13 protein-coding genes and 1 tRNA gene are annotated in these 13,276 nt (G+C 73.9%); 6 read left to right on the top strand and 8 right to left on the bottom strand.

The window, feature by feature from the left end:
• Nucleotides 1-89: 89 nt before the first annotated feature.
• The 3 genes from JK356_RS16260 to JK356_RS16250 all read right to left on the bottom strand — a co-directional run bounded on the left by JK356_RS16260 (nt 90) and on the right by JK356_RS16250 (nt 1,261).
• A tRNA-Ser gene (locus tag JK356_RS16260) sits at nt 90-179 on the bottom strand.
• Between the two features lie 46 nt (nt 180-225).
• The gene (gene tadA, locus JK356_RS16255) at nt 226-663 is read right to left on the bottom strand and encodes a tRNA adenosine(34) deaminase TadA (RefSeq protein WP_201868944.1); all 438 of its coding nucleotides are present in this window, start codon (nt 661-663) and stop codon (nt 226-228) included.
• Nucleotides 664-733: 70 nt separating this feature from the next.
• On the bottom strand, nt 734-1,261 hold the full coding sequence (locus tag JK356_RS16250; RefSeq protein WP_201868766.1) for a hypothetical protein: 528 nt from the start codon (nt 1,259-1,261) through the stop codon (nt 734-736).
• A gap of 272 nt (nt 1,262-1,533) precedes the next feature.
• Between JK356_RS16250 and upp the strand changes: the two genes are divergently transcribed.
• Entirely contained in the window at nt 1,534-2,166 is a 633-nt protein-coding gene (upp, locus tag JK356_RS16245) for a uracil phosphoribosyltransferase (protein WP_201868765.1), read from the top strand.
• Nucleotides 2,167-2,185: 19 nt separating this feature from the next.
• Here the strand turns inward: upp and JK356_RS16240 are convergent, their stop codons facing one another.
• The 4 genes from JK356_RS16240 to JK356_RS16225 all read right to left on the bottom strand — a co-directional run bounded on the left by JK356_RS16240 (nt 2,186) and on the right by JK356_RS16225 (nt 6,294).
• The gene (locus tag JK356_RS16240) at nt 2,186-2,872 is read right to left on the bottom strand and encodes a LytR C-terminal domain-containing protein (RefSeq protein ID WP_201868763.1); all 687 of its coding nucleotides are present in this window, start codon (nt 2,870-2,872) and stop codon (nt 2,186-2,188) included.
• Between the two features lie 90 nt (nt 2,873-2,962).
• Entirely contained in the window at nt 2,963-3,268 is a 306-nt protein-coding gene (locus tag JK356_RS16235) for a type II toxin-antitoxin system VapB family antitoxin (RefSeq protein WP_201868761.1), read from the bottom strand.
• 9 nt (nt 3,269-3,277) lie between these two features.
• Nucleotides 3,278-4,729: a M28 family peptidase gene (locus JK356_RS16230; RefSeq protein WP_307815644.1), complete on the bottom strand. Its 1,452-nt coding sequence runs from the start codon at nt 4,727-4,729 to the stop codon at nt 3,278-3,280.
• 251 nt (nt 4,730-4,980) lie between these two features.
• Nucleotides 4,981-6,294: a nucleotide sugar dehydrogenase gene (locus JK356_RS16225; protein WP_201868759.1), complete on the bottom strand. Its 1,314-nt coding sequence runs from the start codon at nt 6,292-6,294 to the stop codon at nt 4,981-4,983.
• Nucleotides 6,295-6,444: 150 nt separating this feature from the next.
• Here JK356_RS16225 and JK356_RS16220 point away from each other — a divergent pair, with 150 nt between their 5' ends.
• On the top strand, nt 6,445-6,654 hold the full coding sequence (locus JK356_RS16220; RefSeq protein ID WP_201868757.1) for a hypothetical protein: 210 nt from the start codon (nt 6,445-6,447) through the stop codon (nt 6,652-6,654).
• A gap of 161 nt (nt 6,655-6,815) precedes the next feature.
• Here JK356_RS16220 and JK356_RS16215 read toward each other — a convergent pair whose 3' ends face one another.
• Complete coding sequence (locus JK356_RS16215; RefSeq protein ID WP_201868755.1) at nt 6,816-8,048, bottom strand: pyridoxal phosphate-dependent aminotransferase; 1,233 nt, start codon at nt 8,046-8,048, stop codon at nt 6,816-6,818.
• Between the two features lie 425 nt (nt 8,049-8,473).
• On the opposite strand from JK356_RS16215, the gene JK356_RS16210 reads away from it, so the two are divergent.
• From JK356_RS16210 to JK356_RS16195, 4 genes are read left to right on the top strand one after another with little or no spacing between them, the layout of a single operon-like run.
• Nucleotides 8,474-10,090, top strand: a complete 1,617-nt coding sequence (locus JK356_RS16210; RefSeq protein WP_201868752.1) for a DASS family sodium-coupled anion symporter — start codon at nt 8,474-8,476, stop codon at nt 10,088-10,090.
• A gap of 32 nt (nt 10,091-10,122) precedes the next feature.
• The gene (locus tag JK356_RS16205; protein ID WP_201868750.1) at nt 10,123-11,472 is read left to right on the top strand and encodes an extracellular solute-binding protein; all 1,350 of its coding nucleotides are present in this window, start codon (nt 10,123-10,125) and stop codon (nt 11,470-11,472) included.
• 5 nt (nt 11,473-11,477) lie between these two features.
• Nucleotides 11,478-12,416, top strand: a complete 939-nt coding sequence (locus JK356_RS16200; RefSeq protein ID WP_201868940.1) for a carbohydrate ABC transporter permease — start codon at nt 11,478-11,480, stop codon at nt 12,414-12,416.
• Entirely contained in the window at nt 12,413-13,267 is an 855-nt protein-coding gene (locus JK356_RS16195; RefSeq protein ID WP_307815641.1) for a carbohydrate ABC transporter permease, read from the top strand. The genes JK356_RS16200 and JK356_RS16195 overlap by 4 nt, the downstream gene beginning before the upstream one ends.
• Nucleotides 13,268-13,276: the final 9 nt, after the last annotated feature.

Genomic DNA, 13,276 nt, shown 5'->3' with positions numbered 1-13,276 from the left:
CACGCCACACGCCGGGCCGGTCCGGGCACCAACGACGAGAGGGCGGGCCCGGTGCGGGGCCCGCCCTCTCGTCGTACTGGCGGTTCGCCTGGCGGTAGCGGAGGGATTTGAACCCTCGGTGGAGTTGCCCCCACACTCGCTTTCGAGGCGAGCTCCTTCGGCCGCTCGGACACGCTACCGGGAGGAAGCTTAGCCCACGTGGGGCGGCGCACGGAAACCGCGGGGTCAGCCGCCGCGGAAGAAGGACGTGAGCAGGGCGGCGCAGTCGTCCGCGAGAACGCCGCCGATCACCTCGGGCCGGTGGTTGAGCCGCCGGTCGCGCAGCACGTCCCACAGCGAGCCCGCCGCGCCCGCCTTCGCGTCCGCGGCGCCGTAGACGACACGGTCCACCCGGGACAGCACGCTCGCCCCCGCGCACATCGTGCAGGGCTCCAGGGTCACCACGAGGGTGCAGCCGGCCAGCCGCCACTCACCGAGGCGGCGGGCGGCCGCGCGCAGGGCGAGGACCTCGGCGTGGGCCGTAGGGTCGCCGGTGGCCTCCCGCTCGTTGCGGCCCGTTGCCAGCGGCTCGCCCACGGGCCCGCCCGGGCCGAGCACGACCGCTCCCACGGGCACGTCAGCGGTGGCCCGGGCGGCCTCGGCCTGCGCCAGGGCCTGGCGCATGGCGGGCCGCCACGGATCACGCAGCGGGTCGCTCACCCCCGGGTCCGTCGGGTCCGCGACGGGCGGCGGCTCACCTGACGGCCTCCAGCATGTCCGAGCAGCCGAGCGCCTCCGCGATCTCGCTGAGCGCCTCGCCCGGCGTCAGCTTCAGCACGGTGCCCGCGTCGACACCGAAGTCCGCCAGCAGGCCGCTGTCGCCCACCGGGCCGCGCGGCACGGCGTCGGCGTCCGCGTCGTCCCCGTCCTCGTCCGCGTAGCCGTCCTCGCTGCCGTCGAGGTCGACGAGCTGGTCGAGGTCGGCGGGGCTCTCCGGCTCCCGGCCCAGCAGCTCATCGGTCAGCAGGATCTCGCCGTAGGCGCTGCGCATCGCCTGTGCGGCGTCGGAGACGAACACCTTCGGGTCCTCCTCCTCACCGTCCACCCGGACGATGCCGAACCAGGCGCCCTCCTGCTCGATGCACACCAGGACGGTGTCATCCTCCGGGGCGTTGTCGCGGGCCAGCTCGGCCAGCTCGTCAAGGCTCTCCACGTCGTCGAACTCTGTGTCGCTCGCTTCCCAACCGTCTGCGGTCCGCGCGAGCAGTGCGGTGAAGTACACCGTGACTCTCCCCACTCGGTTCGGCCTACCACATGCATCGTGGCAGAAAAGGGGTGCACTGTCGGGTAACTCGGCAGTTCACCAACGGAATGTCCGCCAACGTTGTTCCCAGCCCGTGCGCCGGGCGCGTGTCCGCTGTCGTTCCTGCGTGATGGCGCAGCCGCGCATGTGCCCTCTCCCTCCTCGCGGAGTTACTTTCCACACGCCGCCGCGCGCTGTCCACCTCGGTGACCAGCGCTAGGAATGCCCGAGGTGTTCGCTACTGTCGGGTCATGCGTATCCACGTCGTTGACCACCCGCTGGTGGCGCACAAACTGACCACGCTGCGCGACGAGCGCACCGACTCCCCCACGTTCCGGCGGCTGGCCGACGAACTGGTCACCTTGCTGGCGTACGAGGCGACCCGCGACGTACGCACGGAAGTGGTGGACATCGCGACTCCGGTGGCCCGCACCACGGGAGTGCGGCTGTCCCATCCCCGCCCCCTGGTCGTCCCGATCATACGAGCGGGTCTGGGCATGCTGGACGGCATGCTCCGGCTGCTGCCGACGGCCGAGGTGGGCTTCCTCGGCATGCTGCGCGACGAGGAGACCCTCCAGGCGTCGACGTACGCGAACCGGATGCCCGAGGACCTCTCCGGGCGCCAGGTCTACGTCCTCGATCCCATGCTCGCGACCGGAGGCACGCTGGTCGCCGCCATCCAGGAGCTGATCAGGCGGGGGGCCGACGACGTGACCGCCCTGTGCCTGCTCGCGGCGCCCGAGGGCGTGGAGCGGCTGGAGAGCGGCCTGGCCGGTGCGCCGGTGACCGTCGTGACCGGCGCGCTGGACGAGCGGCTGAACGAGCAGGGCTTCATCGTGCCCGGCCTGGGCGACGCGGGAGACCGGATGTACGGCCTGGCGTGAGGAACGCGGCGCGCGCCGCTCAGCAGCCGGAGGCGCCGTCACCGCCGGAGGCCTGCCGCTCGCTGGTGAGCTCGGCCAGGCGGCGCTCGGCCTGCCGCTCGCCGAGCAGGCTGTCGAAGCCGTCGCCGAGGACGAGGTCGACCTCCATGGGGGCGCCCCGTTCCCCGGTGGGATCGCCGGTCTCGGCGCCCTCGACCCACGCGCCGACGGCGGCGACCGCGCCGGACTCGGCGGCGGCGCTGGTGGCGAGCAGCAGCCCCGGGGCCTCGACGTTGCCGTCGAGCTCCTCGGGCGCGTTGTCCACCTCGCCGATGGTGAAGCCGCGCTCGGCGAGCTGGTCCGCGGTCCGCTGGGCCAGGCCGGTGCGGCGCGTGGCGTTGTAGACGTTGACGGTCACCGCGTCCGGCTCGGGCGGCGGCGCGAGCCGCTCACTGCCGGCGGCGGGCGCGCACTCGGCCGAGGCGGCGGGCGACTGGCCGCCGGAGGCGTCCCGGGCCTGGGCGCCGCCGCCCGAGCCGTCGTCGTCCGCGGTGAAGACGTCGACTACCTGGAGCGTGCCGTAGCCGAGCAGGCCGAGCACGGCCGCGGCCGCGAGGGCGGCCAGGGCGAGCCGGAGGCGGCGGGGGCGCCGCCTCATCCGGGGATAGCGGTCACCCGTGATCCGGTACTTGCGGCCACGCATACCGGGCGGCGTCAGCATGCTCATGGGCGCAGCGTAGTAAGACAAACGGCTGCTGCCTACTAAATGATCAACGGCGGCGGCGCTCCGGCCCCGAACGGGGCAACCCGCCGGGGATCAGTCGGAGTCCTCCAGCTCCAGGACACGTGCGTGCAGCACCTGCCGCTGCTGAAGAGCCGCCCGCACCGCCCGGTGCAGGCCGTCCTCGAGGTACAGGTCACCGCGCCACTTCACGACGTGGGCGAAGAGGTCACCGTAGAAGGTGGAGTCCTCCGCCAGCAGCGTCTCCAGATCGAGCTGTCCCTTCGTGGTGATCAGCTGGTCGAGGCGCACGGGGCGCGGCGCCACGTCTGCCCACTGCCGGGTGTTGTCCCGGCCATGGTCAGGGTAAGGTCGTCCGTTTCCGATGCGCTTGAAGATCACACGGAGAGCCTACCGGGCAAGACGCTCCGTCCGCAGCCTCGTTGCAGCGGCATAACTGCCGAGCGCGTGGGCGATCAGGTCCACGTTGAGGTCCAGGGCCGGTTCGCTGATGTTGCCGAGGCGGTCGCACGCCTGGTGGTAGCAGGGGTCGTAGGGCTCCCCCGCGGTGCCGCCCCACAGCGCCGCTTCCTCCTCGGTCTTGACGCCCTCGGCTCCCGTGAAGGTGCCGCCCGCCGGGATGCCGGCGGCCACGAACGGCCCGTAGTCGCTGCGCCCGTTGAACGCGGTGGGCCGCGTGGCCAGCCCGCGCGCCGCGAAGAACTCCTCGATGAGCTGTGCGATGCCGGCCGATCCGGGCGGCGCCTGCGGGTCGTCGCCGTCGTAGACGAAGAGCCCGTAGTTGGGCGAGGCGATCATGTCGAAGTTGAGGTAGAGGGCGATCTCCTCGCGACCGGCCTCGCTCAGCGTGGCCACGTAGTGCTCCGAGCCGAGCAGGCCGGACTCCTCGGCGGACCACAGGGCGAACCGCACCCGGTCGCCGCCCGCCGCCCAGCCCAGCTCGGCCAGGCGCTGCGCGGTCTCCAGCAGCCCAGCGGCGCCCGAGCCGTTGTCGTTGATGCCCGGCCCCTCGGGCACCGAGTCCAGGTGGGCGCCCGCCATGACGACGGGCGTGCCGGGTTCCCGGCCGGGCGCGTCGGCGATGAGGTTGACCGTCTCGCGCTCCTCGGCCCGTTCGGCCACCTCCAGCCGGACGGTCACCCGCTGCCCGGCCGCCAGGTCATCGGCGAGCGCCTGGCCGTCGTCCCGGGCGAGGCCCGCGGTGGGGATGACGCCGGCGCCGGGGTCGCCGAGCGTCCCGGAGAGCTCACCGGGCACGTCGTTGACGATGAGGGCGGCGAGCGCGCCCGCCTCGGCCGCGTTGGCCTGCTTTTCGGCGAAGGTGCACTCCCCGCGCGTCAGCAGTGCGATCCGGTCCGCGACCGCGCCGTCCGCGAAGTCCGCCGCCCGGCAGCCGAGTCCCGCCACGGCCAGGTCGGCGGTCAGGCCTCCCTCGGGGGTGGGCGGGGTGTATGTCATCAGCCGGACCGGCACGTCCTGTTCCGCGGGCGTGAGCCGTGTGAGCCGCTCGGCGGCGGTCTCCCGGTAGGGGAAGGTGAACCGCTGGTAGGTCACCTCGTACCCGGCGCGGGCCAGAAACGCGCCCGCGTACCGCACGGAGCGCTCGTGGCCGGGTGTGCCCGCGGCGCGGTGGCCGCCGCTGGCGTCGGCGATGCGCTGGAAAGCCGCCAGGTGGCGCAGAGCGCCCTCGGCGGAGGCGGCTGCGACGAGGCGCTGGGCCAGCGGTGCCCCGTCGCGGCCGGTCGCGGCGCTCGCGGCGGAGCTTCCGGCAGGAGCCGCGGCCAGGACGGTGGCGAGGGCGGCCAGGGACAGGCCCAGGGCCAGGACTCGGTGTGCTCTCACGGAGCACGACGCTAGGCGTCGTGGCCGCTCCGGGGGCGGGCACGGCCGGGCGCGCCAGGAATGACCACCTGATGGTGTGACGTATCGGCGGCCGGGGCGACGCGGGGGACGCCGCACACGCTGGTGGCGCCGGTGACGGCCTCGCTGTTGCGGGCAGTGGTGACGACCGTGCGCTGGCTGACGGTCGCGATGGCGGAGCGCTGCCGGGCGGGGCGCAACGCGCGGGAGCGCGCCCGGCGTTCGGCGTGCCCTCAGACGGCGGGGACCTCGAGCACGGCCGGCTGCGCGTCGAGCCAGGTGAGGTCCTGGCCGGGGTGGCGGGTGCGGACGAGGACCAGGTCCCAGGCGCCCGCGGCCGGGTCGTGCTCGCTGTCCAGCTGCCGCCGGGGCGGGCCGGGCAGGGTGAGCGAGGGGATCAGCGGGTCGGTATAGGCGACGCGGACGCCCTCGGCGGCGAGGCGCGTGAGGATGGCGAGCGCGGGCGACTCCCGGACGTCGGCGACGCCCGGCTGGCGGGCGGCGCCCACGAGCAGGACCCGGGCGCCGCGCCGCGGCCTGCCGCGTTCCGCCAGGGCGTCGAGGGCGCGGCGGGCGACCGCCTGGGGACGGGCGGTCAGCGCCGTCACGGCGGCGTCGGTCAGCGGGGCGGCGACGCGGCGGGCGCGCAGCTGCCAGAGCAGGTACTGCGGGTCGCGGGTCAGCCGGTGGCTGTCCTCGGCGGCGCCCGGTCCGGGCGGGAAGGGCGCGAGGCCGAAGGCGCCGAGCGCCGCCGCCTCGGTGACCTCAGCCGGGTCCAGGCCGAGGCTGCCGCAGGCGTCGGCGAACTCGCTGGCGAGGGCGGAACGGACGGCGCGGGCGCTGCTGGCCAGAATCCGGGCCAGCTCGGCGGCCTCGGGGGACCCGACGCGGTGGACGCTCGCGGCGGTGTGCGCGAGCAGGCTGGCGGCGCGGCGCCCGCACTCCGCGGTCAGGCCGCCGACGAGGCGGTGCGCCGTGGCCGGGGTGCGGCGGGGCGTGCCGCAGCCGGTCCGCTCGGGGGCGCTGGCGACGTGGACGTCACGGCCGGGCGTCAGACCGCGGGCGGCGAGCGGGCGCGCGAGCAGGTCGCGCGTGGTCCCGGCGTACACGGTGGACGTCAGCACGAGGGTCTGGCCGGGGACGGCGTGCGCGACGGCCGCGGCGCAGGCGGCGCGGAGCGCGGTCAGGTCGGGCCCGCGGCGGGCGTCGACGGGTGCCGGCACACAGATCAGAACGGCGCCGGCGTCGGCGAGGCGTGCCGGGTCGCCGGTCAGCTGGAAGCCCCGGGCGCCACCGCTGAGGTGGCGGCGCAGCCGGTCGCGGTCCCGGGGTGTGAGGTCGACGTGCCCGCGCCGGATGGCCTCGCGCCGCCCGGCATCGGCGTCGAGCCCGATGACCGTACGGCCGGGTGCGTCGAGGAAGGCGAGGGCCAGGGGAAGACCCGCGGCGCCGAGGCCGACGATGGCGACGGCGTGCGCCGTGGCCGCCGGGCGCTGAAGCGGAGGCGCGGGGGCGGGGACAGCGGGCGTGAGCGCTGGCGTGGACACGAGGCCGAAATTATTGAGGTCTCGCCGTATTTTTTCGTCATGACATGATGTGCCGGGGGTTTTCTCACCTGCCTGGCGCCACGGCACGGAGACGGCCTGGAGGGGCTCGCCGCGCGCGGCGGCGGGAGCGGGCAGCTGCCGGAGCGGGTCGTGGCGCTGGACCGGGCGGACATCGCACGGATGTTCTCCCGCATCAGCCCGCAGGTGCGGGACGCGGCGGTGGCGGCGCTGGCCAGGGCGCCGCGCAAGCCCGTGACGGGGCAGCGCAAGTGCCACGCGCCCGCGCAGCTGCTGGGCTGCCCGCTGGCGGTGAGGCGCGAGGACAACAACGCCGTGGCCACCGGCGCCTCGGGCACGTGACGGACGAGCCGCGGCGGGTCCGCGGGGGCGACTGCTTGGTGACGATGCCGATCCACCGCTCTCGGGTGCGGCGCGCTCGGCACTGCTGTGTGCGAGGAGGAGCTGCTGGCCGCGTTCGGGGTCTGCGAGTACGGCGGCGCGTGCGGGCTGACGGGCCGGCCCTAGTCCGCGGCGAGGGCGCCGCGCAGCCGGGCGAGCGGCTCGGCGACCCAGGGCAGGGCCAGCGGGTCGGGGGCGCGCAGGGCCTGCCAGCGCTGCTCCTCGGTGTCGCCGTACAGCAGGCTGGTGGCGACGCGGACGCGCGGCGCGGCCGGGTCGTCGCCGAACGCTTCGCCGGGGAGCACGCCGATGTGGTGGCGCTCCAGCAAGCGGCGGGCGAGCGCAGCGCCTCCCGCCGGGCCGGGCAGCCCGGGGTAGAGGTAGAAGCCCGCCTGCGGGGCGCGGCAGTCGGCGCCCGCCGCCGTGAACTCCTGATGGACCGCGCGGGCGACCGCGCCGTGCAGACGCCGGGCCGCGGCCACGTGCGCCCGCACCTCGGGCGGCTCGCCGAGGACGTATGCGGCCACGTCCTGGAGCGGTGCGGCCAGGCAGGACCAGATCTCGCTCGCGACGCCGGCGAGGGCGGTGGCGAGGCGGGCGCCCCAGGGGCCCTGGGGGAGCCGGGCGAGGCCGACGCGCCAGCCGCCGAGCGCGACGGACTTGCTCAGGCCGGTGGTGACGACGGTGCGGTCCGGCAGGTGGTGCGCGGCGCTGGGCGGGGGCGGAGCGTGCGGGTCGTGCACGAGGTCGGCGTAGATCTCGTCGGCGATGACGGCGAGGCCGTGGCGCCCGGCGAGGGCGCAGACCTCGCGGACGAGGCCGGGGCGGGCGATCGTGCCGGTGGGGTTGTCGGGGATGGTCACCACGAGCACGCCGGGTTCCGCGCCCGCCGCGCGGGCGGCGTGCAGCGCGTCCGGCAGGAGCGCCGGGTCGGGTACGCCGCCGCACGCGGCGGGGACGGGCACGCTGGTGACGCGCTTGCCCGCCAGCGCGGCCTGTGCGGCGTAGCTGACCCAGGACGGGCGGGGCAGGACGACGTCGCCGGGCAGGGCCGCGAGCAGCGCGAAGAGCAGCGGCTTGCTGCCGGGGGCCAGGACGACGCGGTCGTCGTCGGTGGGCAGGCCGCGCCGGGTGAACCAGGCGGCGGCGGCGCGGCGCGCCGCGGCGGTGCCGGCGACCGGGGCGTAGCCGTTGCTGCCGGGGCGGGCGGCGGCGCGGGCCAGGACGTCGGCGACGCCAGGAGGGACGGGCAGGCCCGCTTCGCCGAAGCCGAGGTGGAGGACGGGGGCGCCCGCCTGGCGCAGGGCGGTCAGCCGCTCGTGCAGGGCCAGGGTCGCGGAGTGCGCGGGGAGCATGGGGGCGATGCTAGGGAGCCCGCCGGCCGCCGTGTGGCCGTTCGCGGACATTCGCTCGGACGCGCGACGTGTCATCGGCGTTCAGGCGCGCATCGCCGGTTTTGGGGCGCGAATATGACAGGCTGAACAATCCACTCGGTTGATCTGAAACTGGCTCACTTGCCCTCAGTACCAACCCCACTCTTACCCCAGCTTCACCTCCAGTCCCTTACGCACCCGAGGCGGTGGCGCACGATGACCGACGCAGGCCAGGAACGGGAGGCTGCCCCGGTGGTCCGGGCGGCGCGCGGCGCGCGGGTGCGGCGGTGACGGGCGCTCCGGCCGGAATTCCCGGGGGTCACAGCGGGCAGAAGTCGGATTATCCGTCCCACGGGGAACGTACGTTCGCCGTGGGCGGTCCCGACGACCTCGCCCAAGGACTGCCGATGACGCCAGACCCGAGCAAGTCACTGCGACCCGACCGACCCAAGACCGACGTGGAGAAGGCCCTGCTGGGCCACGCCACCTACCGGAGCCTCGGTGAGCAGCGCCTGACGCCCGCCGAGGAGCGCTTTGAGAAGGCGCGTCAGACCACAGGGCTGTGGCTGGCGCCGCTGGTGACGCTCGTCTTCCTGTTCCTGCCACTCGACATGGCCGTCCAGCAGCAGCTGGGCGCCGTGCTGCTGGGTGTGATCGTCCTGTGGGTGACCGAGCCGGTGCCGATTCCGGTGGGCGGTCTCCTCGGTGTCGGCGCCATCGTTGTGCTGGGCGTGGTTCCGGCGGACGAGGCGCTCGCGCCGTTCGGCTCCTCGACGATCTTCACGTTCATCGGGGCGTTTATCCTCGCCCAGTCCATGCTCGCCAGCGGGCTGGCGCGGCGGTTCGCGTTCCGCGTCCTGGCGCTGCCCGGCGTGGGCCGCTCCACGTTCCGGGTGATCATCGCCTTCGGCGGCATCACGTGCGTGCTCTCGGCGTTCGTGTCGAACACGGCCACCGTCGCCATGCTGCTGCCGACCGCGCTCGGCATGCTGACCGTCATCGCCCGGCTGCTCCAGGAACGCGGCGTCGTGGCTCAGGACTTCGACCCGCTGCGGCTGCGGGTCGGGGCGGCGCTGGTGCTGATGCTGGCGTACGGCGCCAGCGTCGGCGGCCTGCTCACGCCGATCGGATCGCCGCCGAACCTGATCGGCCGTGACCACATCGAGCGCGTCACCGGCGAGCGGATCTCCTTCGCCGAGTGGGTGGCGACCGCGTTGCCGGTGTGCGCGCTGATGTTCGCCGCGCTCGCCGTCGTGCTGCTGCTGGTCAACCGGCCGGAGGTGCGGCGTCTGGAGGGCGTCGAGGAGTACGTGCGCGACCAGCGGGCGGCGCTGGGCCGGATGTCACGGGCGGAGATCAACACGCTGATCGCCTTCGGCGTGACCGTCACGCTGTGGATCCTGCCGGGCATCGTGGCGCTGGCCGCCGGCACGGACTCCTCCGCGTACGCCACCGTCAGCGACCGGCTCGACGAGGGCGTCGTCGCGGTGCTCGGCGCCTCGCTGCTGTTCCTGCTGCCCGTGGACTTCAGCCGCAGGCAGGCCACGCTGAACTGGAGCGACGCGGCCCGCATCGACTGGGGCACGATCCTGCTCTTCGGCACCGGCGTCATCTTCGGCACGCTGCTGGCCGACACCGGGCTGGCCGAGACCATCGGCGAGTCCGCCTCCGACTGGCTGGGGCTCTCCAGCGTGCTGGCGATCACGGCGTTCGCCGCCGTCCTGGCGATCGTCGTGTCAGAGACCACGAGCAACACGGCCTCGGCGGCGGTCGTCGTGCCCATCATCCTGCCGGTGGCCGCCGCGGCGGGCGTGGACCCGGTCCAGCCCGCGCTGGCCGCGACGTTCGCCGCGTCGTTCGGCTTCATGCTGCCGGTCTCCACGCCGCAGAACGCGATCGCCTACGGATCCGGGCTGGTGCCCATCACGCGAATGATCCGTTCCGGCATCAGTTTCGACATTTTGGGAGCCATCCTGATCATTCTGGTTCTGCCAGTGATGATCAGCATGACGGGAATCGGCTGATATCCACCACTGAGGTCACGCAGGGAGTGCTCATGCCGGGATCGAACGGTCCGCGCGGACCGCGCAGGAGAACCCTGATCGCGGCCGCGGCGGCCGGGGCCGTCCCCGGCTGCGGCCTCCTTCCGGGCGGCGGCTCAGGCGGTCCCGACCTCGACGCCGCCGCCCGCGTGCCGCGCGGCGACGTCACCCTCAACTGGTGGTCGTTCGCCATGGCCACCCACGACGGCGGCGACCTGCGGCCCCTGCTGATCGACGCGTTCCGCGAACACCACCCCAACATCCGCGTCGAGATCACCGAGGCGCCCGCCGTCACCGACATCACCCGCACCACCCTGACCACGACAATCGCCAGCGGCGCGCCGCTGCCCGACGTCTACATGGGGGACATCGCCTGGCCGGCGCAGTTCGCCCACAACGCCATGGCGCTGCCGCTGCGCACCCTCGTCCCGGACGGCTACTGGCAGCGCTACCCGGAGGCGGTGCGCCGCTCGCTCAGCTACAACGGCGACGTCTACGCCTTCCCGCTCTACGCCGACCAGCCCTACCTCTTCTACCGCGCCGACCTCCTCGACCGGCACGGCCTGCCCGTCCCCGAAACCTGGGAGGAGCTGGACCACGCCGCCCGGACCGTGATGCGGGCGGGCGACGCCCCGTACGGGCTGCTGCTCCAGGGCGCGGTCTTCGAAGGGCTCACGTGCAACGTCGCCGAGTTCGTCGCCGACGCCGGCGGCTCCATCCTCAGCGAGAACGGTGACCGCGCCACCTTCGGCCGGCGCGCCGGCGAGCGCGTCTTCGGCTACCTGCACGACGCGGTGACCAGCGGCCTGCTGCCCAGCTCCGCCTCGACGTTCAAGGAACAGGACACCGCGGACGCCTTCGTCGGCGGCGAGGCCGTCTTCCTGCGCAACTGGGCCTACGTCTGGGGCGTGGTGAACGCTCCGGACTCCCCCATCGCCGGCAAGGTCGGCGTCGCCGTGCGCCCCGGCTTCGAGGGCATGGCAGGCCACGGCCACGGCTGCCTGGGCGGCTGGTGCAACTTCGTCAACCCGCATTCGAAGAACCTCGGCGCGGCCACCGCCTTCGCCCGCTTCTGCGCCGACGACGAGGCCCAGCGGCTGATGATGCGCCACTCGGCCTACCTTCCGGCCGTGACCGCGCTGCGCGAAAGCCGCGAGGCGCGCCGCTCGGACACGCCGGTGCTGGCGCTCGCCGCCGACGTCCGGCTGGTCGCCCGGCCCACCCAGTCGCCGCGCTACACCCAGGTCAGCAAGGCCCTCTACACGCAGACCAACCGCGTACTCAACGGCGGCGCCACCCCGCGCCAGGCGGTCGCCGCCGCGCGGGACGGTATCGAGGCGGCGCTGGAAGGGCGGTCCCTGTGAGCGTGATGACGCGCACCCGGCGCGGACCGGGCGGGATCCGCAGGCGGCGGGCGCGCACCGGCTGGTACTACACCGCCCCGGCGCTGGCCGTGCTGGCCGCGGTGACGATCTTCCCCGTCCTGTACTCGGTCGCGCTGAGCTTCAGCGAGGTCCGCCTGACGTTCGACGGCCTGCGGATCGAGGACTGGACGCTCAGCAACTACACCACCATGTTCACCAGCTCGGCCTGGTACGACGCCGCGCTGTTCACCATCGGGTACACGGTCGGGACCGTCGCCGTCGAGCTGGCCCTGGGCACAGCGGTGGCCGTGCTGCTCGACCGGCTCGAGATCGGCCGCGGCTGGCTGCTGGCGCTGCTGCTGATCCCGTGGTCGATGATCACCGTCGTCTCCGCGCAGCTGTGGGGCTACCTCTACAACGCCACCTATGGCGCCGTGACCTGGGCGTTCAGCCTCGTGCAGACCGATCCGCCGGTGATCCTGGGCACCCCGGCGCCCGCCATCACGGCCCTGGCGGTGGCGGACATCTGGAAGACCACGCCGTTCGTCGCCGTCATCATCCTCGCCGGGCTCGTCCGCATCCCCCGGGAGCGGTACGAGGCGGCGGAGGTGGACGGGGCCGGCGCGTGGGCGACGTTCTGGAACGTGGTCGTCCCCGGGCTGCGGCCGGTCATCGCCGTCGCGGTGCTGTTCCGGGTGCTCCAGGCATTCGGCATCTTCGACCTGCCCTTCGTCCTCACGCAGGGCGGCCCCGGCACGGCCACGCAGTCGCTGGCCATCCTCGGCTACAAGTCGCTCTTCGAGGACCTCGACATGGGCATGGGGGCAGCCGTCGCCACCTCCACCGGCCTGCTGGTGCTGGGCGGCTGCCTGCTGTTCCTGCGGCTGTTCCGGTCGCAGGTGGACGAGACCGAGAGCGGCTCGACCTCAGGAGGACGGCTGTGAGCTGGCGCCAGACCAGGCGGCGCAGGGGCGTGCGCCGGTACCTCAACCCGGTCACCCTCGGCGGCCTGCTGCTCGTCGTCATCACGGCGGCGCCGCTGTACTGGATGGCGGTGACCTCGTTCAAGACGCCGGTCGAGGCGGGCGCCTCGCCGCCGACGTTCTTCCCGGAGAACCCGACGCTGGACAACTACCGGCGGGCGTGGGGCGAGGCCGACATGGACCGCTACCTGGCCAACAGCGCGATCGTCTCCGTCAGCGCCACGGTCATCGTGCTGGGACTGGCGCTCTTCGCCGGATACGCGCTGGCGCGCACCCCGATGCGCGGACGCTCAACCGTGCTGGTGGGGCTGCTGATGATCTCCGTCTTCCCGGTGATCGCCGTGGTGACGCCGCTGTACCTGGTGGAACGGCACTTCGGGCTGCTGAACAGCTATCCGGGGCTGATCGTGCCGTACGTGGCGTTCCACCTGCCGTTCGCGGTGTGGATGCTGCGGAATTCGCTGCTTGACCTGCCGGTGGAGCTGGAGGAGTCCGCGACGATCGACGGCGCGAGCGCCAACCGCACCCTGTTCTCCGTCGTCCTCCCCCAGGCGGGCCCGGCCCTCTTCACCGCCGGCGTCTTCACGTTCACGGCCTGCTGGACCGAGTTCCTGATGGCGCTCACGCTCAACAGCGACAGCCGCCTGCGGACCATCCCCGTCGGCATCGCGCTCTTCGGCGACCGCTACGAGGTCCCCTACGGCACGATCTTCGCCGCCGCCATGACCGCCACGGTGCCCATCGCCTTCCTCGTCCTCGTCTTCCGCCGTACCGTCCTGTCGGGACTGACGGAGGGCGCCGTCAAGGGCTGACCGCCGGCG

This window comes from Streptomyces sp. 7-21 (assembly GCF_016741785.1).
Classification (GTDB): Bacteria; Actinomycetota; Actinomycetes; order Streptomycetales; family Streptomycetaceae; genus Streptomyces.
This window is presented reverse-complemented; position numbering and strand designations above follow the sequence as displayed.